This window comes from Rickettsia felis URRWXCal2, assembly GCA_000012145.1.
GTDB lineage: Bacteria > Pseudomonadota > Alphaproteobacteria > Rickettsiales > Rickettsiaceae > Rickettsia > Rickettsia felis.
The window spans coordinates 178,224-201,782 of the sequence record CP000053.1 but is presented as its reverse complement, the minus strand read 5'-3'; the positions used below and the strand labels follow the sequence as shown (position 1 = coordinate 201,782).

The window sequence follows — 23,559 nt, the reverse complement described above, 5'->3', positions numbered from 1 at the left end:
GAATTACCTATTTCATAAGAATAGCTAGCAACACGCCTGCACCAAAAGCGTAGGCGAGATTCCGCAAAGGGTGGTCACGTGTCGACTCACATAAATCCACTACATTAGCCTTACCTTTATCTATTCCTTTATCTTTATAATGTTCCATAACGGATGATAAATTACCTAACTGCTCATCTAGAATATCTCCGGATTTACCTTTTAAATTACGTAATCTTGACACTAAGCTTTCAATATCTTTTTTGATACCTTCGATATCTTCTTTAGCAGAATTTGAATTTGATTCTTTCATAATTTACTCCTTTATTAGTTTACATTTTGTTAAGCAAATTACTTTGCTTACAATTATAAGATACTCCTCTTGTAAACACTTTACAATAGCTTAAACAATAAAAAAACCGAAATCTAGTTTAGATTCGGCTAAATTTAATGATTTTTTATTTCGTATTACTTCTACTTACTACCGAATGAAGAAACAATTTTATTAATTAATGATTCAATATTAATTGCTGATTGAGTATATCTTATCTCTTCATTAGCCGCTAAATTTTCATCATCATTACCAGGTACAATTGAAATATATTTACCTCCAAGTAACCCGCTGGTGACTACTTGGGCTTTAGAATCTTTAGGTATTTTAACATCATCATTAATATTTAGATATACACTTGCATAAAAGCTATTCGGATCTAAAGTAATTTTCTTTACACTACCTATTTTTATACCTGAGATCATTACGTCGCTTCCGACTGCTATACCCTCTGCACTCTGAAAATTAGCAGTTACCTGATAACCTTTTGAGCTAGCTATAGAACTACCTGTCTTGTAGGCAAAAATCAAAAATAGCAAAGCAATAATTAATACTACAAAACCGATAATTGTTTCAATAATATTTTGTTTCATTGTTTTTTTATATTTTATTAATTAATTACGGTTGCCATCTACTATATTTAAGATTTGATGTTTTAGGCGGCTTTTTAACTATTTTATTATTCTTTTGCCACGGGAAAAGCTGAATATTTTTCGGTATCTCATTTACTAAATGATGTAACCAAGCGTGCCAACTCGGCGGAATTTTTGTAGGTTCATTTACATTCTTATAAATAACAAACCTCCTTGGACGCCCTAAATAATCAATATTACGGCTTTCATAATATTGATTCAAAAACTCATCTTCTCCTACTTTTTTATGAAAAAAAGTAATAAAAAACTTATCTATCCACGACATTTTAAAATTTCTATAGCAGTTTCTCTTCCTTGCACTGCAAGTTTATCGGCAGCAATATTACCGCTATTATTTGCATGACCTTTTACCCATTTCCAAATAATAGTATGTTTACTCAATTCTGCGTATAATTTTTGCCATAAATCGGCATTTTTAACGGGTTCATTGTTGCTTTTACACCAATTATTTTTTATCCAATTATGAATCCAAGCGGTAATTCCCTGTTGCAAATATTTACTATCAGTATAAATCTCAACATTACAAGATTTTTTTAAAATCCTTAATGCTTCAAGTGCTGCCGTAATTTCCATACGATTATTAGTCGTATCCAACTCATACCCAAATATTTCTTTGCTAGTATCATTAAATTGAAGCAAAGCTCCCCATCCTCCAGGACCAGGATTACCTGCACATGCACCATCAGTATATATAACTACTTTTGAATCCATATATGGGCATTAACTAGGTTTAGGTTTAGAAGAGTTACGAAACTTATCTAACATTATAACATTTGGATTTGGAGATAATGAAGTTTTATAACTTTTATTACTACTTATTTCCTCTTCATGTTGGTGATTTTCTTGTATATTTAACGACTGATTAAAAGTTAGGCTGTAATTATTATTGGAATCAACAAAGCTAATAAGTGCATCAAAAGGTACGTAAATTATTTCTTTAACACCGTCAAAACTTACTGTTAAGGAAAAACCGGTATCATTTACTATTAAATTTTCAAACTGATATTGAAGTACTATTGTTATCTGTTTTGGATATGCCTGTTTAACTTTTGAAGGTAAAATTACCGCAGGGTTATCGGTTCTGTACGATATGTATATTAACTGATCCCAATATAAATTTTCAAGCTGAATCTTAGTTAGAATTTTTTTCACAAATTCTAGCATATATTCATTCACAAATTTTTTATATTCAATATTCATACGAAAAAAATAAAAATAGGTATATGAGTTATGTGGGGTTTTTCTGTTGCCCGGCAAACCCCCAGCCGCGTAGGATTAAGCTGCTAAAGCTGCACCTACATAACGATTATTATCGTTTGCGTTTCTTTGTTTTGACCCATATGGCAAAGCCATCGGCGGAATCATCCCGAGTAAAAGCAATCTTTTTATTAGGTACGTCGATCCTATTTCGCCCCCATAAAATACTCGATGAACTTCAAAAATTGGCTACGTCGTTCTACAAGAGCTGCGGTGTTCACGTATTAAGTATACGCTTCGCTCCTCGCCTTGTGAACTCCTTGCTCTTTTTGAAGTTGATCTTCGTATTGTCTACTCTTTATTATATTATATATTTAAACTTTTCTAAATGACGCCGCTAATAAAAGGAGACACTTCACCTCGAACCGCAGCGTACACTTGGTACGTGAGGATTCGAGTACCGGTTCGACGTACAAATTACCTTTAGAAGCAAGTTATTTAGAAAGTTTTGGTGGAGGCGTCGGGTACTGCCCCCGAGTCCGCAACCTCTATTCTAAATTACGTTTATTACTATAGCTATATTAGCACCAAATATTATGCCTTAATTTGATTAAAATGTAAAGGTCAAATAAGAATTCTAGATTTATATTTAAAATGGACTTATAATAAATTTTTAGAATTCTAAATTAAAAACTTAATTATGCTACCAAATCTTGGAATTATTGCAGGCAGAGGTTCATTACCTTACTTAATAGCAAGTAACTATACAAAGCAAGGCGGCAAGTGTTATATAGCGGCGATTAAAGACGAAGCTGATATAGAACAAATTAAAGATTTTGAATATAAGATTTTAAAAATCGGTATGATTGGTGAAGCTATAAAATATTTTAAGGATAATGAGGTACAAAATATTATTTTTATAGGCGGAGTTAATAGACCGAATTTTAAAAATTTATCCGTAGATAAAATAGGCGGTTTATTGCTTTTCAAAATAGTTGGGCAAAAAATTCGAGGAGATGATAATTTACTAAAAATAGTAGCAGCTTTTTTTGAAAGCTACGGTTTTAAAGTAATTTCAAGTAACGAAATATATAAAAATCAACAAGATAACTCCAATATTATAACTGATATCACCCTTACGAATTCAGATAAAAATGATATTGAGCTTGGAGTAAAATTGTTGAATCATTTAAGTTCATTCGATATTGCACAATCGGTTATAGTTGAAAATGGTTACATACTTGGTATAGAGGCTGCTGAAGGGACGGATAATTTAATAGCGAGATGTGCAGATTTACGTAAAAAACCTTATGGAGGAGTATTAGTAAAAATACCGAAATTAGGTCAAGATAATAGACTAGATATGCCGACGATCGGTCCGGATACTATAAAGAATCTTGCTAAATATAATTACAAAGGAGTAGCAATTCAGAAAAATAATGTAATTATAGTCGAAGAAGAATTAACTATAAAACTCGCTAATGAACATAAAATTTTTATAACAAAATGTTAGCAATAGGTATTACCGGTAGCTACGCATCGGGGAAAACTTTTATTTTGGATTATTTAGCAGAAAAAGGATATAAAACTTTTTGTGCCGATAGATGTATAAAAGAATTATATCAAGATTTGAGCGTACAAACTCAAATCTTAAAATTACTCCCTGAACTTGAATCTTTCAATATCGGAAAAATCAGCAATTTAATCTACAATAACGACCTAGCTAGAGAAAAATTACAAAATTTTATTTACCCATTACTGATAGATAAACTCATTTTATTTAAAAAAGAAAACGCTAATTCCAAATTTGGCTTTGCCGAAATACCTCTGCTCTATGAAGCTAAATTTGATAAATATTTTGATTTTGTCGTAACAATATACTGCTCTGAAGAAATAAGAATGCAAAGAGCAATAACAAGAACTTCATTTGATATAGAGATTTATAATAAAATCAAAGAAATTCAACTATCACAAGAGAGCAAAATAGCAAAAGCAGATTTTGCTATAAATAGCGGCGTTGATATGTTAGACTTGGAAAAACAAATAGAGAAGCTAATTCTCGTCATTGCGAGGAAATTGTAAGCTTGTTGTATGGTACTTATGTCATTCCCGCGTAGGCATTGTTGCGTAGACCCCCAGTCGTCATTGCGAGAAGAATTACGTAGTAATTCGACGAAGCAATCCAGTTAAAAATTCTGATTTATAGAATTTTTTTAATTATTTTCTGGATTGCCGCGTCGCTTCGCTCCTCGCAATGACGGTTTTGGTATCCACGCAACAATACCCGCTCGCAATGACGATTTTAAAAGAATAATAAAGGATTGGGAATGTCGAGTTTAAGAGAAATAATTTTAGATACCGAAACTACGGGACTTGACCCACGACAAGGTCACCGAATCGTCGAAATCGGTGCTATTGAGATGGTGAATAAGGTATTAACAGGCAGGAATTTTCATTTTTATATTAATCCTGAGCGAGACATGCCGTTTGATGCTTATAGAATTCACGGTATTTCCGGTGAGTTTTTAAAGGACAAACCTTTGTTTCATACAATAGCCGATGATTTTTTAGAGTTTATCTCAGATAGCAAACTTATTATTCATAATGCTCCGTTCGATATTAAATTTCTAAATCATGAATTATCATTATTAAAAAGAGCGGAAATCAAACTTTTAGAACTGTCCAATGCTATAGACACTCTAGTTATGGCTAGAAGTATGTTTCCAGGCTCAAAATATAATCTTGACGCATTATGTAAAAGATTTAAAGTTGATAATTCAGGTAGGCAGCTTCACGGGGCTTTGAAAGATGCGGCATTACTTGCAGAAGTATATGTGGAACTAACGGGTGGTAGACAATCCGCTTTTAAAATGGTTGATAAATCTGTCGAAACAAATAATTTAGCAACTAATCAAGTAAATAACAAAACAGAGCAAGCTACTATTGTTATTAAACCTACAAAAGAAGAGCTGCAAAAACATAAAGAGTTTCTTAGTAGTATTTTAAAAACTGCGTAGTAAAACGTCATTGCGAGGAGAGGCAAAGCCTCGACGTGGCAATCTCAGGAATTTTATATTGTTTCATGAGATTGCCACGCTCTTTGTAGTCGCTTAGCTCATGACGATTATCAACATTCCTAAAACTTACCTATGAAAACAAACCTTGTTGTACTTATCACGTTTACAATACTTATTTCCTTAGGCTTTTGGCAGCTTAGTCGTTTAAAGGAAAAGAAATTATTCTTAGCCTCAATGCAAGCTAACCTCACTTCACCTGCAATTAATTTAGCAGAAATTCAAGATAGTTTACCTTATCATAAAGTAAAAATTACCGGTCAATTTTTACCTAATAAAGACATATATTTATATGGTAGAAGGTCAATGTCGAGCGGAAAAGACGGCTATTATTTAGTTACTCCTTTTAAAACCATAGAAGATAAAGTTATTTTAGTAGCACGAGGCTGGTTTAGTAATCGCAATAAAATTATTATCACCCAAGCTACAAACGACAGGCAACACGAGATTATCGGTGTTACTATGCCGTCTGAAAAAACTCGTAGCTACTTACCTGCTAACGATATAAAAAATAATGTGTGGCTAACTTTAGATTTAAAAGAAGCATCTCAAACCTTAGAATTAAATCTAGAGGATTTTTATATTATTGCGGAAGGAAAAGATATTAGCAATCTAGATATTTTATTACCTCTTTCAATAAATCATTTAGCAGCAATCAGAAATGACCATTTAGAATATGCCCTAACTTGGTTTGGTCTTGCTATTTCCTTAATCGTAATATATGTGATTTATCGGCGTAATGTCATTTCTGTGTAGGGATCAGTTTTCGTCATTGCGAGGAAATTACGTAAGTAATTAACGAAGCAATCTCAGGATATTTGACGAGATTGCCACGCAGCCTGCGGCTGCTCGCAATGACGAAAAATTGATACATACAATATAGAAAAAAGAAAAAATGAGCAATCTACAACAACAAGCATCCGATCCTAATTATTCCGTTTGGGTTTCGGCATCAGCAGGTACAGGTAAAACCAAAATCCTAACCGATCGGTTTTTACGTTTGTTAATAACAGGCGTAGAACCTGCAAATATTTTATGCCTTACTTTTACTAATGCTGCTTCTATAGAGATGCAAGCAAGGATTAATAGCAGACTTAAACATCTTTCTCTTTGCGATACCAAGAAACTAGAAGAAGAACTTTTCTTAATGAGCGGCAATAAGCCGCTACCGCAAGAAATAGAAAACGCAAAAACTTTATACGATAAAATACTAAATAGTAATGAGCCTTTAAATATCTATACAATTCATGCGTTTTGTCAAAAAATCCTTAAAACTTTTCCTTTAGAAGCAGGTATCACACCGGAATTTAAAATTCTTGAAGAAACTAAATTACAAGATATTTTCCTAAATATCAGAAATGAAATTTACCTAAGCGATGAACATAATGATTTAATTAAAATTTTACTTAACCGCTTTCATGAAATAACATTGCAAGATATTTTTACTGAGATAATCGAGCAGAAAATTAAATTCAAGAAGTTATTTACTCATAAAACTATTCCGAAAGAAATATCTAATAAAAGATTAGCGTTAGGGGAATTAAATAATATTTACGATAAGGTGAAAAACTTATTTGCAGAATATGATTTGGAAATAGAACCGAAAGAAATTTTTTTTACCAAAGACGGAAAAAAACGTAAAAGCTTTTTATCGAAAGAATTAATAAGAAAATATCTTAAATTATTGTTAGAGCTAGAAAAAATCACTTCTGAAATTTACCGATTAGATGAGCTGCGTCGCATAGAGGAGCTAGAATATCATACGAATTTACTTACTAAACTTGCTCATATTATTTTAAAAAAATACGATTTCTATAAAGAAGAAAATAATTTACTCGATTACGATGATCTAATTTACTACACCGAGAAATTACTGAATAATAAAACTACACATGAATGGTTGCTACATAAGCTGGAGAGTGAAATAAATCATATTCTTGTCGATGAAGCACAAGACACAAGCCCCCAGCAATGGAATATTATCACTACTTTAATAACAGAATTTAATGCGGCAAATAAGCCGAATAATAGTACCTTTATCGTTGGTGACGATAAACAATCGATTTTTAGCTTTCAAGGAGCTGATCTTCATAATTTCAGCTTAGTAAATGAACAACTAAAAACAAATCTTACAAATGCTAACAAGAAGTTCAAAAATATCACGCTTGAATATTCATATAGATCATGTGCAGAGATTTTACAATTTACTCATAATGTTTTGAAAAATATAAAATCCAATTACCCTAGTTTATTCCTTTCAGATAACCCTTTAATCTCCTCATTTCGTACACATCAAGGTTTTATAACGGTATGGCCGTTAGTAACCAGTGAAAAACAAGAAGAGCTTTTTTGGGCATTGCCTGAAGATTATGAAAATTCTAAATCCGCCGCTGATTTATTGATAGAAAAAATCGTAAATTTTATACAAGAACAAATAGAAAGCAAAGAAATTTTGCCTTCTACCGCAAGCAGAATATCCGAAAAAGATTTCATGATATTAGTAAGAAAGAGAGATGAGTTTAGTAATAATCTGATAAAAGAACTTAGCAAAGCGAAGCTTAAAGTTGAGATAAGCGATAGAATTAACCTTAAGGAAAATCTAACGATAATGGATTTAATCTCGGTAGCTAAATTTGTGTTATTATCTGATGATGATTTAAACCTTGCCGGCTTACTAAAATCGCCGATTATCGGCATGAACGAAAAACAATTATACGAACTTCTTGTAAATAAAACCGATAATAGTTTATGGGATAATCTATCTGCTTGTGAAGAAATATACGCTAAGTTAAATTCCCTAATTGTAATTTATAAAATATCTACTGTTGAGAATTTCTTTGATTTAGTGGTGAATAATCTAAATTTACGAGAGATTTACGATGATGATATGATAAATGAGCTATTAACATTAAGCAAAAACTATACAAATGATATAGATAATTCACTGCAAGGATTCATTGCTTGGTTTGAGAATAACGATATCTACATCAAACGTGATATGGAGCATTCAGACAAGATAAGAGTAATGACCGTCCACGGCTCTAAAGGGCTTGAAGCTCCTATCGTTATATTATGCGATTCTACTACTTTGCCGGTAAGTAGCAATAAATTTATTTGGGACGATAAAGGGGAAATGTTTTTTTCTGCCAATATTGTAGATACGCCGGAGTTCCTACAAGAACTAAAAGAAGCTGAAAAGTTAAAAGATTTACAGGAGTATATAAGACTACTCTATGTTGCAATGACAAGAGCTAAAGACCGGCTAATTATATGCGGTTTTAGCAATAAAGCAGCCGCTCCTGAAAATTGTTGGTATGAAATAGTCAAGCAAACTTTTAATTAACAGCTGCTTTATTAAGGGCATTGCTAACTAAAGAGAGATGTCATACCGTGGCTTGACCACGGTATCCAGGAAAACAACTAAAAATACTAGATGTTTAGGTATTTTTTTGGATCCCGTGAATAAATCACGGGATGACATCGAGTTTTTTTATTAGACTTCTTGCATAACGTAGCTAATAAGGAGGAATTTGAAGGAGACACGGAACGCAGAACCGCAGCGTACACTATAGTACGTGAGGATTCGAGTACCGGTTCGACGTACAAATTACCCTTAGAAGCAAGTTATGCAAGAAGTCTATTATCATCTCTCTTTAGTTAGCAATGCTTTATTAAGTCATTATTCGGCTTTCCAACTCTCCTAAACGTTGCTCGATTCTCTCTATATCTTCTTTTGTGACAGGATTTTTTAATAAAAATGCAATTTCATCTTTTAGCATGTTTATCTCTTTTTCAGTAGAATCTAATACTATATCGTAAATGCTTTTTTTGCCTTGATTTGACACTTAAATGCTCCCAAACTTAAATTGCTCAAGTTTCAACCACCGAAGATTTTGACCTTGGGTGGTTGGGGCGTTAGAAGAACTGTCACAGAACAGTTATAATAGCTTTTAGGTTTAAAGTGCAAACTTTAAACCCTGAACATAGCTAAAATCACCCCAACCATGACAAAGTTGAGGAGCATTTTTAAATGGATAATGCTAACCATCTGTGATATAGGACTTCTACACCCCGGAATAACGTTACTGCTATTCTTGCGGAAGATTTTAATTAATTTTTTAAAAAAGTCAATTAGCTATTGTCAAAGAACGGCTGCATGGATCGGAAAATGCCCTTAATATTATTCCCGCTTTTAGCAATTACTTCCTAGCTTACTCCGAACTAGTATTAAATAACTGCACTAAATGTATATAAATATCCAGCGTTTCAATTTCTTCCTTAGTAAATTTATAAGGAGATTTTACATAAATAAGTTTTTTGGCGTCTTGCTTCTTTATTTGTTCAGGCGGTAAATATATATATATAATCTATGTTCTTCTTGATCCTGCGACTCTTTATTAGCATGCAGCACCTCATACAAAGTTGTTATATCTTTTTTTGTTTCATCTAAAAAAGATGCAGCAACTTCTTCTAACTTTTCTTTAAATAAACTACTGAGTTCCTGATCACTTTCTAGCTCTTTCTGCGAAATTACTTTTATATCATCTAATTTAAAATAAGATTTTATATTTTCTAAAAAAGAATTAGCATAATTCTCAGTTCTAGGGCTTTTAAGATTTTTATTTAAATGATTATGAAGAAATTTTTTATCTAGATAAAATTGAATAATACTTAAATTTTTTTCTTTTAAGGTTTTTTTATACATTGTTATTTTAGAAAAAACGACTACAACAAGAAAAATAAAAATACTTATTAACAGAGGATATAAGATATTTAACTGATCAAACATTATAAATTTCATAGAATTTAGTTTACACTACATAATAGTAGTAACATTTATTTAAATTTCAACTTAAATATTTTTTATTTCAATTTAACTCCTATATCTTAAATTTAAATCATTTATATTTAAATATTGTCATAAGAAAATTAATAAGATCTTTATTGAAACCGCTACTTCAGATAGCATAATAATTTATGCATTATAGTAATAATCATGCCCTAATAAATCAGATTTAGGAATATCACACTTATATTCATATGAACCTAAATAAGCTTGTAATTCATGAACATTTTGTTCTATTTCTTCATAATTATATTTATGTGAGTTTTGAAATTTTTCAACTAATTTACCTTTATTAACAACTTTTTTATAAGCATCTTCTTTAAAAAACCCATCTTTTTGTTCTTCACTATGAAAGTAATCCTTAAATTCACTACGTTTTTTCGGTAAATTAGAGATAAATTCTGCAAATTTTTCTAATTGAATATTGGTAATTAGAGTAAATACCAAACGTATATTCTCTTTATATTGGTTAACTCTTGAAATTTCATGCTCTATTGTATCTTTTTGTTCAATTTCAATAACATTATTAGATAAAATAACTAAATCTTTTTTATTAACCTCTTGTTTTTCAGATTCGTTTAGTTTTATATTCGCTATTTCCTCTTCTAATTCCTTTTCTGTAAATAATCTTTTAAATGCAGCAAGCCATGGACCAAAGCTGTACTTTCTAACTTTTTAAAATATTCTTTTAACTTCATAACTAATTTCCTTATTTATATTTTCTTAGTTTAATTTATAGTACTAGTTGGAAGTAATCAAGTTATAGAGCTAAGAAAAATTAATACTTTTGTAAAAATTATATGTAGCGTAGCAATTGAAAAACAGTTTTAAAATGCTTAAAATAATTTGACTATTTTAGAAAATTTTAATAAAATCTATTAATAAACTCAATCGATAATACCAAATATGAAAACAGCTTTTATCTTCCCCGGTCAAGGGTCGCAATTGATCGGCATGGGAAAAGATTTTTATGATAATTTTAAACCCGCTAAAGAAGCTTTTCAAATCGTTGATGAAGCACTAAATCGAAAACTTACCGACATAATTTTTAACGGTACTTCCAAGGAACTAACCCTAACTACCAACGCACAGCCGGCATTAATGGCAGTATCTATGGCAATAATAAATATTATCAAAGCTGAAACCGGTAAAAGTTTGGATAGTCTTTGCGATTATGCTGCAGGTCATTCGCTAGGTGAATATAGTGCTTTATGTAGCACTGAAAGTATTAGTCTTGAGACAACAGCAAAACTACTGCATATACGTAGTACATCTATGCAGGAAGCATGTCCCGAAGGTGAGGGAAGCATGGCAGCTTGTATCAATATTCCACTTCAAAAACTTGAAGAAATATTAGAAGATATCAACAAAATAAATTTATGCCAAATTGCCAATGATAACATCGAAGGACAAATAGTTATAAGCGGCAAGACCGCAGCTATAGATCATGCTATTAGCATAATTAAAGATTTGGGCTATAAAGCGATAAAACTGAAAGTCAGTGCTCCATTTCATTGTAGCTTAATGAAGCCGGCAGAAGAAAAAATGCGAGTAGCTCTTGATAAAGCTGTAATTAATAAGCCTTTGATACCGGTAATTCAAAATTATACCGCAAAACCTACTCTAGATCCTACAGAAATCAAACAAAATTTAATTCTTCAGATATGCGGACGAGTTAGATGGCGTGAAACTTTAGAACTATTTAATACCTTAGATATAACTCATATAGTAGAAATAGGTGCCGGAAGCGTATTAACAAATATGCTCCGAAAAATTAATTATCCATATAAGTTAAGTAATATAAGTAATTTAGAAGAACTACAGAATTTTTTAGACACTCTCTCATAACTTCTGATTTATACTCAAATGATTTCAAGAACTCTCATTTTATTTTGAGAGGTGAGTACCCGCAGCCTATACTTAAATAGGTGAGGAAGCGAGTCCTTGATAAAAGAAAAAAGCAATTCTTGAAAGCAGCAGAGTATATAAAGTTTTTAAATTAACTTAATATTATTATTATATGAAAATTAGTTTTAGTTTTTTTAAGCAATTGCTAGAATTATTAACTAGTGATTGGCGAAGCTATTTAAATAAGGTAATAACGGAACTTGAAAAGTTAGCTTTAACAGATACTAATGATACATTTTTAAAAGAAGAATGTTATAGGAAAATTGCTCTTATTAAAGGATACATTAAAGAAGGTGAGTATCCATGGTATGTTGTTCCTTTTGATAAAAAAGATAATGCAAGTTTACTACTTACCAATATTCACATGCTAGAGCTTGATTATCTAAATCAAAATACGGTAAAAGCAGTAAAAAATATGCTGCGAAATAATTTCAAAGATATATATAATCCGGAAATTTATATTATCGCTAATTACGAAGAACCTATAATTAAAAACTATACAATAACAGATAAAATAGCGAAAGGTAAAATTATTACATTTGAAGATTTAAATATTAAATATGAAGCACACACGAATGAAGAGTTAACATATATAGATGATATAGTAAATGATATTAGAAAACTAGATACCGATCTAGTAGCAGAATTATCAAAGATTATAAAATTTATTCACCAATTTTATTTTGTAGATTCTGTTATTACTCAGTGTACAATTATTTTTATGGCTGCATATTTTGAAGAACTACAAAATTTTCATCAAAATTTAGATAACCTCAACTTTATAGTACCATCACAAAAATATCAGACTGAATACCAACCAAAAAACTATAAGAACTTTATAAATATCGAAGCAATAACTTGGAATAGATTTTTAGTTAAATATCAGAAATTATTTGATAATCTTGGTGAAGAACACTCAGAAATACTATTTAGCATTTGTAGCGATAATGAGGATTTTGTAGAATTATTAATTTCTGATTCTATGAACCTTAGCTTAAACAAACGAATCGAAATTATAAAATACTTAATAAACGAATATAAAAATGATATTGAATCCATTTATCCCATAGCCCTGCAGCTTTTTAATATTTGTGACGATAAAGATGGCTTGGTAAAGTTTCTAACTGCAAGCTCTTACAATCTTAGCTTACAAAAACGAGTCGAAATTATAGAGTACCTAATAGGTAAATATAAAAATGATACCAAATCTATTTATTATATAACCGAGCAACTTTTTAATATTTGTAACGATAATACAAATATTAAAACTATAGAAACAGAGATTGAACGTTTTTACAAATATGTTGAATATTACCGAAGCTGGGATGGCTTACCTAGTTATTGGCATATGGACTTTAAAGGGCTACCAGGCTTTGATACGAAATCTTTGATTATTGGCAATTCTGCATTATCAGAAAATGATTATGAATAATATTTAAATCAATAATAAAAATTCTAAAATAATTCTAGAAATTTTATAATTTAGATGATATAAAGTTAAGCCATAACCGGAGAGATGGCCGAGTGGCCGAAGGCGGCGGTTTGCTAAACCGTTATACGGGTCATACCGTATCGAGGGTTCGAATCCCTCTCTCTCCGCCAGCTCTATGCTCTTTTATTTTCTTTATAATGCTTAGTATATTTATCTAGTAACATCCTAATCATTTTTTGATAAGGAACATGTGCAGTTGCTGCTTCTGATTTAAAGAATTCTACGCTCTCTTTACTTAAAGAAATGGTTACTTTTACAGAATCATCTTTTAACAACAGTTCTCTAGGATGTGGTAAGAAATCTTTTACTATTTTTACTTCCCCTATTTCCCCATCAGTGTATTTTATTCTCTTGCTCATAAATTCTCTTACCTTTACGCCAGTATCCTGCTCCAAAAATTCTTATATGATTACCTCGAAACATAAAACGGACTGTTAAAATATTACCATCAACTTGACCTAAACAAAAATATCTTTTTTCTGTAATACTATGGTCTATATCCTCAAGAATTATCCTTTTTATATCTAGAAAAGCTTTTTGAGCTTCATAAAAGCTTACGTTATGCTTCTCAATATTAATGTTATTTTTTTCTTCGTCCCATTCAAAAGAAGAATGCATTTTTAGCCTTTAATCGATTAATTTAATAATACTTAGTTCTATAATAAATGTCCATATATTTATATGGGTAATAAACCATATTTTAAAATTAATAGTTTTCAAAGTAATCATAACAAAACTTAAGCGTAGGCTTAATAAGCTATAATCTAAACTCATTAAAGGTTCGCAAATACAAATTATCGCCTTATTTCCTTTATTTAACAAGGAAATTAGATTTACATGCAAAATGTCTTTTCATACCTTACCTTTTTAAATTTTATTAAAAACTTTAACTATTTAAGATTATATAATATCATCTTCTTCACCCATTAATTTAATTAAATCTGGATAGGTTTGCTCATATTGAGCTATAAGCTCAAGTGTTTCTGTTTTATCATGAGATGATAATTTAACTTTATCATTTTCTACTAAATCTCTTAATCCTTTTATTTCTTGTAAGTTAGCATAATGAACACTAACCTCCTCGCCATCTTTTGCTGCATACCATTGATTTTGAGCATCGCATGAAAGGGCATTTAATATATTAATATTTTCTCTAGCATTTATGGTTTCTAGATCTAGTTTTACGAAGAAATTTCTTGTTAATCTGAATTGTAGAGTTTCGGTGATAGGTACGTATGATAATCCAAAAGATTCATTATTAAATATACAGAATAGCTCTATTTTCTTTTGAAAACTACTGTTAGGAACAAAACCAAAAATTTTTATTGTATAGTGTTGATTCATATAATTCATATCATTTATAAATAATTTTTGTTCTTTCATTTTGTACCTCTTACAATACTTAAATTTTATTTATTAAAATAGCCTAGCTATTTCAGCTTTTGATTACAATATAAAATTTGTAAAAACTTAATAAACATATTGTTTGTAGTAAAAAGTAGAAAAAACTATATAGATACAAGATTTATCTCCTGTAGCCTAAAGTTTAATATGGTTTATATATGCTTAGCAATTATACACCAAAAAACGAATGCTAGTTTGTTTAAAAAAATCTTTCGAGATTTAGAGATTAAAAGAATTTATCAATACAGTTCTTGGACTTCAGGAGGGTTTTAGAATCAAAGAAATAGAGTTTATACCCATAGAGCAAGTCCTATGCTCAATAAAGGAAAAAGCATATTTGATTTAAAAGCCGGTAGCTAGTATATAATCGAGATATAAAATAGCAGAAATTAAGGAATAAATCTAAAGCGTTAACTACGCAATCATAACATAAAAAAGGCCGTGTCCCGCTACGCAGTAAACGACCTCTTCAGCTCATTGGTGGGAAAGGACGAACCCACATAGATATTATAGCACCTAAATACTCAACTTACAATGATTATTGTATAATAATTATTGCCTAGTAGTTGAGATATTATTTAAGTGGTTAAATTATGACTGACTTAGTTAAATAATTTAAGGTGCTACTGTCATTCCCGAGAGGCATTGTTGCGTGGATTGGTAAAACCTACTCGTCACCGTGGCTTGCTAACTAGGTCCATAAAAACAATAAAAAATACTAATATTTTAGTATTTTTAACTGGATCCCGTGGTCAAGCCACAGGATGACAGAGGTGAAATTGATCCACGCTCCCTGCCAACTCTGAAAAGCCGAGGAGTAATCAAGTTTTCTGCTTTTCAAATTTAGATTCACAAATACAAAATTTAAAAATTCATATTTTTCTTCACGAAACCTAGCTTGAAATAAAAAGTATAGTTTTTATCATTATCTTAAATTAAATATTAATAAATATATAGAAAATTTCTAAGAAATAGTTAATATTATCTAACTAAATATAAGTTTTTATTATAGTAAATAGGGATATCGATGCTAAAAAATATATGTTTTATATTAAGTTTTTTATTATTATCGCATACTAGCTATGCCGTAATAGATAAACGCGAAAATCACCAATGGCAAAGTAAAAAAATGACATATTAGCAGTAGGGCAAGCAGTATATGATATTATCTATAAATTTGATGATGAAGAAAAGCACTTGCAATATCTTAAATCAGTTAAAGTACCAAAGGGGGAGTCGGTAGTAATTTCTAAAGACATAGCTGCAAAAATCTCAAGAGATTTAAAACCAATTAGCAAGCAACTAGGAGGTAGTGTAAATAATACCGCTGCCGGTCTAGCAAATTTGGGAACTAGAGTTAGTTTTTTAGGATCAGTTGCATATGATAATCTAGGAAAACAGTATATCGAAGCTATAGAAAAATATAGAATATATAGTTTAATAAGAAAAGTTAATAGTTCTAAAGAAACAGGCGTTGTTAATATTATTATTTCTCCCGATGGAGAGCGTACTATGCTTGCCTACCCCGGAATATCACGAGATTTACCTCCTTTAGATTATAAAATTATCAAAGATTATAAAATAATACTTTTAGAAGGGTATTTATGGCATGAAGACGGTGACGACGATGCACTTAAGGAATTTCTACATATTGCAAAAAATAATGAGGTAATTACAGCCTTTACTTTTGGAAGTTACAAGCAGGTAAAAAAATATCGAAAAAAATGGTCAGAATTAATAAAAGAAATAGATATTATTTTCTCTGATAGAGAACAAATTTATGCACTTTTTAAAAATACAAACTGGGATGAAGTAGTTAATAATTTACAAAAATATGATACTATTTTTGTCGTTACAGATAACAAAAATGGTGCTCATATCATATATCGTGATCAGAAAATTTATATTCCTGCATATAATATTAAATATATTACTGACACTACTGGGGCTGGAGATCAATTTGCAGCTGGATTCTTATATGGTTTTTTAAATAATTATGATTTAGAAAAATGCAGACAATTTGGAACAAAAACAGCAGCAAAAATAATACAGCAAATTGGTGCTAAACCCCTTAAAATAACCAAGCTGAATTCAGTAAAGTTCTTATTTAAGCAGTATACTTTGAAGTAGAAATGAAAAAGTAATTCTTAAAAGCAGAAGAGTATAGCAGACCATCTATTGGGTGGTCTACTCTTTATCACCAAGCATATTATAGATTTCCGGCATATATTTATGTTTCAGCCAAATCTCAAGGTTACCGATAACATAAAGGTTATTTTTAGCCCTACTGATACCGACGTTTAAGACGTTCGGTTTATCGGTCATAACATTTCTTGCTCCTTTATCAAGAGGATGTTGTGCCCCTAGTACCATAATAACCGTATCTGCTTCTTTCCCCTGAAAAGCGTGAATAGTACCGATATTTTTATATCCAAATTCTTTAATTGCTTTATCAAACCTTGAATTATCAAATATTCCCTTCAATTTTTTACGGATAAATTCGCTGTAACCCTTATACATTGTAATGATGTAAATTTGTTTGAGCAAATCATCTCCATTTTTCTCTTTTAATACTTGCTTTAGTAACTCCAGTAATTTTTGGAATTCGGTTTCTGATTCATATTTATAACGCTGAACATTATTCTCTTCTACATCTATCCATTTTGAAGCACCTAGAATAGCTCTAATGTTTGATTTACATTTAGAGGTCGCAAAAATCATCTTGTTACCGTAAGCTATTTTATTACATATTTTAAACATCGGATTTTGACATCTTCTATGTACCAATAAAGGAAAGCCAACTGTAACATCATCTATTTTTGTTTGATATAAAGAAGTGCGATCGGCTAAATTTTGCAGCGAAACTTCCGAAGGAGACCAGTCACGGTATGAAACTTTAAAATTTTCGCATAATTTCTTGATTAAATCTTGTTTTAATATAGAAATAGGTTCTGTTTGTAGCGGGTCACCAACTACTACGACTTTTTTTGATTTGTAAATAGCACTAGCTGCAAATTGCGGTGGTATCTGCCCCGCCTCATCAATAAATAGCCAAGGAACTTCATTATGCTTGGCTGTTGCAAACATTCTATCGAATGAGTGGAAAGTTGTAGACACAACCGGTATAATCATAAAGAAATTTTGCCAAGCGATCTTGTTCATCTCAGGCTTGCCTAACGAATTTATTGTTATATCAAAAAAATACTTTAGACTATGCCAAAAACTATCGGCGTTGGCATTTATAAATATCTCATGTAATTTAACGGCACTTACAAATAATGCTGATCTTAATATTTCAAATTTAGGATTAAAATAAGGAGTAATTTTATTTAAATCTTCAGAATTTTCTTGCCAATTTTTCCAAAATAAATTTTCTTCAAAATCTTTAATATTAAAATTTTCATCTTCTAAAAACTTATACGGTTCTGATAAAAGTTTAGATATATCTATCAACCTTTTAAAATTATTAATTTTTGTTATAATTGCTTTTTCGTAATTTACCTTTTCCTCTTGTTGCTGCAATAAATTACTATAAGCAAGATATTTTTCTGTTTTAAATAACTTATAAAAAACTTTGAAATAATTAAGATTATAATCATTAATTTTTGTCGTATTTATCATTATCTCGTTTCTTGCATGAATTAAGATAGATTCTAAATGTGCCTTTTCTTCTTCATAATCTTTTATATTGTGCTTGTTAACAATATTGTTTTTTTCTAATATATTACGTCTTTCCTTATTAAGCTCGATAACTGACGAAATATTATTATAAATTTTATTAATTTTACTATGTATTTTTTTAAAATTAGTACAAGCTTCACTCCATGCCTTATTTAACTCTTCCGAAGAATTACAATATTTAGGTTTATAATGTCCCGGAGCTCTATCTTTACATTTATTACCAATTAGCAGATTAAGGTATTGCAACATTGTATAATCTTCATCATTACCTTTTTCGTCATCTTTAAATTTCCAAAAACTATTTATAAACTTCTTTTTATTCTTGAGGTTACCTAAAGGCGTAGCAAACATACCCCAATTTTTTTCTTTATCTTCAACGCATACAAGTTGTTTAAAATAACTTAAATCTTCATGATATAATTCATCTATTTTACTATATAGCGATATTTCATTAGAGATATTTTCAACGGCATTGTTATTTGAAGATGCTACAACCATACCGTAATTTTGTAATTCCGGTTTTAAAGAACTTATATGATAATCAAAATCCGGAGTAGAATGAGAAATTTTTCCCTTTTGAAATCCATTTTTAGGTTCTTCTAAACTTATTAAGTTTAAAGCACGACCTACATAAATATTTGCCATAATATCAAAAAGTATAGTAGTTTTACCTGTACCAGGCGGACCGTTAACGGCAAAAAGCTTCTCTGAAGTAGGAGATAATACTTCATTAACTGCAGCGGCTTGCAAAGCAGCAAGAGAGTTTTTAGGCGATGAACACCAACGTGCCGGTTGCATCTCAAGAGGAGCTAGTAGCTTTTGCAAAGCTTCTTGTCGCTCCAAAACATCTATAGAATCAGGCTTATCTTCTTTTCCGAGATATTTGGCAATTGCTGATTCCGGCTCAAATTTTTCTATGTTGTTTCGTACTAAATCTAATGGTATTAGAAAAAAACTATTAAACATTTCTAAAGACGGAGGGGTAAAAATTACTGACTTATCTTTTTTCTTTTTTTGCGATGTAACTCTTCTAACGCATATTTCAGAGCGGCTAAATAAATATTTTCTGTCAATTTCTAATTTTTGTACCAAAAGATCAATCATAATATTAATCATTTCTAAATCAAGAATCCTACCTAAAGCTGAATCTTGTGGCTTATCCATGAAATATATTTTTTCACTTTCTGCAAATACTTCATCTATTAAGATGTTATTATTATCTACAAAATTTGCTAAATCTTTTAATTCTTTTCCTTGAAAATCTTCTTTCATGATTTTGCCAAGAGCATAAGCAGCAGTGGAAATAATCATCGAATGTTCAACATATTTGCCATTTTCATCGATAGTGAGTCCTGCAATAGGCGTTATAGTAGGCTGCTCTTGATAATTTTTATTATTATAATCATTTAAGAATTCTTGATCTAACTCATTTATATTCTGAGTTTTCTTTAAAAGATCAATTTCAGCTGCTGACCATTTTAAATATCCTAAATAAACGTGCCAATGAACGACTACCTCATATTCATTAAGATTAATCTCGAGTTCTTTACCGAGTTCTTTTTTATCTAGCTTTTCAAACGGTGCATCTTTCAAGAAAAAAGCGTTTCTTTCTTATCAAGTTGGCAACTAAAATTACCTTTTTTATCTGTATTACTTCTAATAATTTCAAAATATCTATTTAAATTTTCGTTTTTATTGGGAGTTAGTACTTCAATAATCTTCCATACATCTAGAATAGATTTGATTTGTTCATCGGATTGATTGTACATAAAAAGAAGTTTACACTTAAAATAGAAATATCCTAAGTATGAAACTAGAAGAAGTAAACAACTTTTTAATGTTACTATTTACAGCATATAAAGATGTGTATAATTAACACAATTATCGCCAAATTATTAATGATTTTTAATAAAACTTTATTATCTTTTACAAACTCATTTAATATATTTCCTTAACCCAAACAGGATATAATAAATGCAAAATAATAAGGTAATTATTGAATATATAGTGTCTAGCATTTGGTCTTCTTGGAATCCTATAAACTGGTCACCAAGCATGCAAATAGCTACCTTAAGTTATATATTGTCTTGTTTAATTGATGGGAATGACGCATATCCAATTGAAGATGCACAAATAATAAATAATGATCAGGAATGGCTTAAAATCAATCAAACTTATACCTTTTATAATACACAATTTCCATCTTCTCGTTATGTGGAACTTGCAAAAGAGATACCTATATGCCTAAAAAGATTAAAAATATTTCATAAATTTGATGATGAGAATTACGTACCCAATGAAGCGTTAGCCTCTCATAAACTCATAAATAACTTTTCTAATTTATTGAAGCATTTTAAACTAACTCCTCTTATAGATCCTACTGGTTTTAATCCTAACTATTTTATGGTATGGAGTTGGGCAAAAAATTTAGGGAATATTCCTAAATATTTTGGTCAAAAGCTAAAGCGTGTTTGTAATAATATAGAAGAAGCAGAAAATTATTGGGAGAGTTACGAACCGGAAACATTTTCTAACTCTTCTGCATTCCATGAGTTTATAAGTACAATAACGCACTGTAATGATGCATTATTAGGTTGTAGTGATATTAAATCAGATATATATTATAATAAACTGTAGTTACTTTCAATAGCAAATTACGAAAATAGGTATGAGACTGTTAACAGTCTCATAATCAAATGCACATTTAAACCGATTCAACACACATAGCCATACCCATACCGCCGCCGATACATAAAGTGACCAAGCCTTTTTTAGCTTTAGCTCTTCGCAAGCTGTGTATTAAAGTAATAAGAACACGTCCGCCGCTTGCCCCGATCGGATGCCCGATTGCTATTGCACCGCCATTTATGTTAACCTTATCCATATCCCATTTCATTTCACGGTTTACATAAATACTTTGAGCAGCAAACGCCTCATTAACCTCGATAACTTCCAAATCATTAACGCTCCAACCTGCTTTACTTAAAGCCTTTTGGGAGGCAGGAACGGGGGCAGTACCCATAATACTTGGATCAACACCGGCTGAAGCATAAGAAACAATCCGAGCTAGCGGCATCAAATTATGCTTTTTCAAAGCTTCTTCGGAAACTACCATAAGACATGCCGCACCGTCATTAATTGAGGAAGCATTACCAGCAGTAACTACACCGTTTTTATCAAAAGCAGGACGTAATTTACTTAAGATTTCAAGGCTGGTATCAGGTCTTACCGTTTCATCATGTTCAAACAAACTAGTAGTTTTTTTAATCGTCACTTCAATAGGTAAGATTTCATCTTTAAAAATTCCTGCTAGTTGTGCTTTAGCTGCTTTTTTATGAGAGCTTAAGGCAAATTCGTCCTGCTCTTGTCTGCTAATATTAAACTGTTTCGAGATATTTTCGGCAGTAATTCCCATAAATACTCCTGAAAATACATCAGTTAGTCCGTCATACTGCATTAGATCAACCATTTTAATATCACCGAATTTAGCTCCTGCTCTGATATAGCTACCGTGCATACCGAGCGACATATTCTCCTGCCCACCTGCTATAACTATTTCATTATCACCGATCATAATCGAATTTGCTGCAAGTGCTACGCTTTTAAGACCTGAGCCGCATACTTTATTAATCGTATAGCCAGGCACTTCTTTCGGTATCCCCGCATGAATCAGAGTTTGCCTTGCCGGATTCTGCCCGCTACCGCCTGTTATTACTTGTCCAAGTATTATCTCATTTACCAAAGCAGGATCGATTTTGCTATTTTGCAGTATATCCTTTATTAAATGAGCGGCAAGCATAGGTGCAGCTGTTGTACTAAGGCTACCCATAAACGAGCCGAAAGCCGTCCTTTTCGCATGAGTTATATAAACCGGTTTTGTCATAATGTGTACTCCTTAAATAATTTATCTAATTTATCATTTATCAAATAGCTAATATGTCCGCCTTTTACTTCTATAAGCTTAGAATTTTTTAATAATTTTTGCAAAGGTAAAATGGAAGATTTAGGCACTATTTGATCATCTTCCGCTCCTACTATATATACAGGACAATCAATTAAACTCGGATCAATAATAAAATTATCGATTTTCCATTTAAGATTTATAAACATATTTTCATCTAATATATTTTGCATAATTTGATTATAAACCCCTTTAGATATATTATTACCGGACATAAGCCAATTTTCTATTCTAAATGCTAATTCCTGCTCCTTACCTGCAGTTATAGAGAAAAATTTTTTTAATTTAGCATTAAAATAATCAGGGAATAAAAGAAAAAATAAAATCTGTATATGAATTTTAGGAATTATCGGTAAATTTTCTATGCCACTATCTAGTTTTAAATATCGATGCAACATTCTTATATAGAAAAAATGAGAAAAATCCCACGGACAGGTAAGTAAAGTCAGAGTTTTTATAAATTTAGGCATAAGTATTTTTGCAGCTATCGCAATGTTACCACCGATACAATGACCCATTAAATTAATGTCCTTAATTTTCAAACTATCTATTACTTCAATTATTTTATGCACATAGTCATCTAGTAAATATTTAGGTTCCCCAATCTCTAGCCAATCTATTAAATAAACTTCACCATAGCTTCTCAAATTTTCAATAAAATTTTTGTCACGAGCTAAAAAAAATATTTCCGGTGAATTGAAGATGGAAGGGGTGATGAGGAAAGTATTGTCATCCCGTGGCTTGTCCACAGGATCCAACATAAAGCGAGATAAATCGAGCTTTTTGTATTTTTTATTACTGGATCCCGTGGACAAGCCACGGGATGACACCGAGTAATACAACACCCTATAATGCTCTGTTTGCATTACTATTTTACCGGATTCTAAATATTTATTACCTAAATTATGTATCTTTGCATAATTATTATAAAGGTCAAAATATTCCTGTAGTTTATTACTATCTAACATTTATTAGTATCTATATTCTATAAGTAAATTCTTGACAAAAGGCTGAATATATTATATAAGTGCAG

General features: G+C 30.9%; 25 protein-coding genes, 1 tRNA gene, 1 other RNA gene and 2 pseudogenes. 12 read left to right on the top strand and 17 right to left on the bottom strand.

Annotation, left to right across the window (positions count from 1 at the left end):
• Window positions 1-7: 7 nt before the first annotated feature.
• The 6 genes from RF_RS01005 to ssrA all read right to left on the bottom strand — a co-directional run bounded on the left by RF_RS01005 (window position 8) and on the right by ssrA (window position 2,786).
• Window positions 8-292, bottom strand: coding sequence for a hypothetical protein (locus RF_RS01005; RefSeq protein ID WP_011270535.1), 285 nt, complete (start codon window positions 290-292; stop codon window positions 8-10).
• A 161-nt stretch (window positions 293-453) separates the two neighbouring features.
• Window positions 454-903 carry an outer membrane lipid asymmetry maintenance protein MlaD gene (gene mlaD / locus RF_RS01000; protein ID WP_011270534.1) on the bottom strand — a complete coding sequence of 150 codons (450 nt, stop codon included), beginning with the start codon at window positions 901-903 and terminating at the stop codon, window positions 454-456.
• Window positions 904-928: 25 nt separating this feature from the next.
• On the bottom strand, window positions 929-1,228 hold the full coding sequence (locus tag RF_RS00995) for an NADH-ubiquinone oxidoreductase subunit NDUFA12 family protein (protein ID WP_011270533.1): 300 nt from the start codon (window positions 1,226-1,228) through the stop codon (window positions 929-931).
• Window positions 1,216-1,674 (bottom strand): ribonuclease HI, encoded by a 459-nt coding sequence (gene rnhA, locus RF_RS00990; protein WP_011270532.1) that lies wholly within the window; start codon window positions 1,672-1,674, stop codon window positions 1,216-1,218. The genes RF_RS00995 and rnhA overlap by 13 nt, the downstream gene beginning before the upstream one ends.
• Window positions 1,675-1,683: 9 nt before the next feature.
• Window positions 1,684-2,163: an SspB family protein gene (locus RF_RS00985; protein ID WP_039594842.1), complete on the bottom strand. Its 480-nt coding sequence runs from the start codon at window positions 2,161-2,163 to the stop codon at window positions 1,684-1,686.
• A 31-nt stretch (window positions 2,164-2,194) separates the two neighbouring features.
• Window positions 2,195-2,786, bottom strand: a transfer-messenger RNA (tmRNA) gene (ssrA, locus tag RF_RS08230).
• 74 nt (window positions 2,787-2,860) lie between these two features.
• Here ssrA and RF_RS00980 point away from each other — a divergent pair.
• From RF_RS00980 to RF_RS08465, 6 genes and pseudogenes are all read left to right on the top strand, one after another.
• Window positions 2,861-3,673: an LpxI family protein gene (locus RF_RS00980; RefSeq protein WP_011270530.1), complete on the top strand. Its 813-nt coding sequence runs from the start codon at window positions 2,861-2,863 to the stop codon at window positions 3,671-3,673.
• The gene (coaE, locus tag RF_RS00975; RefSeq protein WP_011270529.1) at window positions 3,667-4,242 is read left to right on the top strand and encodes a dephospho-CoA kinase; all 576 of its coding nucleotides are present in this window, start codon (window positions 3,667-3,669) and stop codon (window positions 4,240-4,242) included. The genes RF_RS00980 and coaE overlap by 7 nt, the downstream gene beginning before the upstream one ends.
• Window positions 4,243-4,487: 245 nt before the next feature.
• On the top strand, window positions 4,488-5,177 hold the full coding sequence (gene dnaQ / locus RF_RS00970) for a DNA polymerase III subunit epsilon (protein ID WP_011270528.1): 690 nt from the start codon (window positions 4,488-4,490) through the stop codon (window positions 5,175-5,177).
• A gap of 132 nt (window positions 5,178-5,309) precedes the next feature.
• On the top strand, window positions 5,310-5,990 hold the full coding sequence (locus RF_RS00965) for an SURF1 family protein (RefSeq protein WP_011270527.1): 681 nt from the start codon (window positions 5,310-5,312) through the stop codon (window positions 5,988-5,990).
• Between the two features lie 139 nt (window positions 5,991-6,129).
• Window positions 6,130-8,577 carry a UvrD-helicase domain-containing protein gene (locus RF_RS00960; protein ID WP_011270526.1) on the top strand — a complete coding sequence of 816 codons (2,448 nt, stop codon included), beginning with the start codon at window positions 6,130-6,132 and terminating at the stop codon, window positions 8,575-8,577.
• Window positions 8,578-8,736: 159 nt separating this feature from the next.
• Window positions 8,737-8,877, top strand: a pseudogene (locus RF_RS08465) (palindromic element RPE1 domain-containing protein); the annotation flags it as partial.
• Between the two features lie 28 nt (window positions 8,878-8,905).
• Here RF_RS08465 and RF_RS10405 read toward each other — a convergent pair.
• From RF_RS10405 to RF_RS11130, 3 genes are all read right to left on the bottom strand, one after another.
• Window positions 8,906-9,079 (bottom strand): DUF5320 domain-containing protein, encoded by a 174-nt coding sequence (locus RF_RS10405; RefSeq protein ID WP_162180257.1) that lies wholly within the window; start codon window positions 9,077-9,079, stop codon window positions 8,906-8,908.
• Between the two features lie 488 nt (window positions 9,080-9,567).
• Entirely contained in the window at window positions 9,568-10,023 is a 456-nt protein-coding gene (locus tag RF_RS10780) for a hypothetical protein (protein ID WP_194289493.1), read from the bottom strand.
• 186 nt (window positions 10,024-10,209) lie between these two features.
• Complete coding sequence (locus RF_RS11130) at window positions 10,210-10,527, bottom strand: hypothetical protein (protein ID WP_011270524.1); 318 nt, start codon at window positions 10,525-10,527, stop codon at window positions 10,210-10,212.
• Between the two features lie 459 nt (window positions 10,528-10,986).
• On the opposite strand from RF_RS11130, the gene fabD reads away from it, so the two are divergent.
• The 3 genes from fabD (at window position 10,987) to RF_RS00920 (ending at window position 13,590) form a co-directional block, all read left to right on the top strand.
• Entirely contained in the window at window positions 10,987-11,928 is a 942-nt protein-coding gene (gene fabD, locus RF_RS00945; protein ID WP_011270523.1) for an ACP S-malonyltransferase, read from the top strand.
• Window positions 11,929-12,100: 172 nt separating this feature from the next.
• Window positions 12,101-13,420, top strand: a complete 1,320-nt coding sequence (locus tag RF_RS11875) for a hypothetical protein (RefSeq protein ID WP_011270522.1) — start codon at window positions 12,101-12,103, stop codon at window positions 13,418-13,420.
• Between the two features lie 78 nt (window positions 13,421-13,498).
• A tRNA-Ser gene (locus RF_RS00920) sits at window positions 13,499-13,590 on the top strand.
• A gap of 3 nt (window positions 13,591-13,593) precedes the next feature.
• Here RF_RS00920 and RF_RS09620 read toward each other — a convergent pair.
• From RF_RS09620 to RF_RS00905, 4 genes are read right to left on the bottom strand one after another with little or no spacing between them, the layout of a single operon-like run.
• Complete coding sequence (locus RF_RS09620; RefSeq protein ID WP_045812941.1) at window positions 13,594-13,839, bottom strand: CopG family transcriptional regulator; 246 nt, start codon at window positions 13,837-13,839, stop codon at window positions 13,594-13,596.
• On the bottom strand, window positions 13,814-14,098 hold the full coding sequence (locus RF_RS09615; protein ID WP_011270520.1) for a BrnT family toxin: 285 nt from the start codon (window positions 14,096-14,098) through the stop codon (window positions 13,814-13,816). The genes RF_RS09620 and RF_RS09615 overlap by 26 nt, the downstream gene beginning before the upstream one ends.
• A gap of 9 nt (window positions 14,099-14,107) precedes the next feature.
• Complete coding sequence (locus RF_RS10400; RefSeq protein ID WP_156144430.1) at window positions 14,108-14,323, bottom strand: hypothetical protein; 216 nt, start codon at window positions 14,321-14,323, stop codon at window positions 14,108-14,110.
• Window positions 14,324-14,380: 57 nt separating this feature from the next.
• Window positions 14,381-14,863: a hypothetical protein gene (locus RF_RS00905; protein ID WP_011270519.1), complete on the bottom strand. Its 483-nt coding sequence runs from the start codon at window positions 14,861-14,863 to the stop codon at window positions 14,381-14,383.
• Between the two features lie 168 nt (window positions 14,864-15,031).
• Between RF_RS00905 and RF_RS11125 the strand changes: the two are divergent.
• Window positions 15,032-15,244, top strand: a pseudogene (locus RF_RS11125) (hypothetical protein).
• 837 nt (window positions 15,245-16,081) lie between these two features.
• Window positions 16,082-17,014: an adenosine kinase gene (locus RF_RS00900; protein ID WP_011270518.1), complete on the top strand. Its 933-nt coding sequence runs from the start codon at window positions 16,082-16,084 to the stop codon at window positions 17,012-17,014.
• 57 nt (window positions 17,015-17,071) lie between these two features.
• Here the strand turns inward: RF_RS00900 and RF_RS07985 are convergent, their stop codons facing one another.
• Entirely contained in the window at window positions 17,072-20,158 is a 3,087-nt protein-coding gene (locus tag RF_RS07985; RefSeq protein WP_011270517.1) for a DEAD/DEAH box helicase, read from the bottom strand.
• Window positions 20,155-20,334, bottom strand: a complete 180-nt coding sequence (locus RF_RS11120) for a hypothetical protein (RefSeq protein WP_052326370.1) — start codon at window positions 20,332-20,334, stop codon at window positions 20,155-20,157. Before RF_RS11120 ends, RF_RS07985 begins: the two co-directional genes overlap by 4 nt.
• Before the next feature lie 205 nt (window positions 20,335-20,539).
• On the opposite strand from RF_RS11120, the gene RF_RS11115 reads away from it, so the two are divergent.
• On the top strand, window positions 20,540-21,202 hold the full coding sequence (locus RF_RS11115; RefSeq protein ID WP_011270516.1) for a hypothetical protein: 663 nt from the start codon (window positions 20,540-20,542) through the stop codon (window positions 21,200-21,202).
• Window positions 21,203-21,269: 67 nt separating this feature from the next.
• On the opposite strand, the gene RF_RS00880 is transcribed toward RF_RS11115, so the two are convergent.
• Window positions 21,270-22,448 (bottom strand): acetyl-CoA C-acetyltransferase, encoded by a 1,179-nt coding sequence (locus RF_RS00880; protein WP_011270515.1) that lies wholly within the window; start codon window positions 22,446-22,448, stop codon window positions 21,270-21,272.
• Complete coding sequence (locus RF_RS00875; RefSeq protein ID WP_011270514.1) at window positions 22,445-23,494, bottom strand: alpha/beta fold hydrolase; 1,050 nt, start codon at window positions 23,492-23,494, stop codon at window positions 22,445-22,447. Before RF_RS00875 ends, RF_RS00880 begins: the two co-directional genes overlap by 4 nt.
• Between the last annotated feature and the right edge of the window lie 65 nt (window positions 23,495-23,559).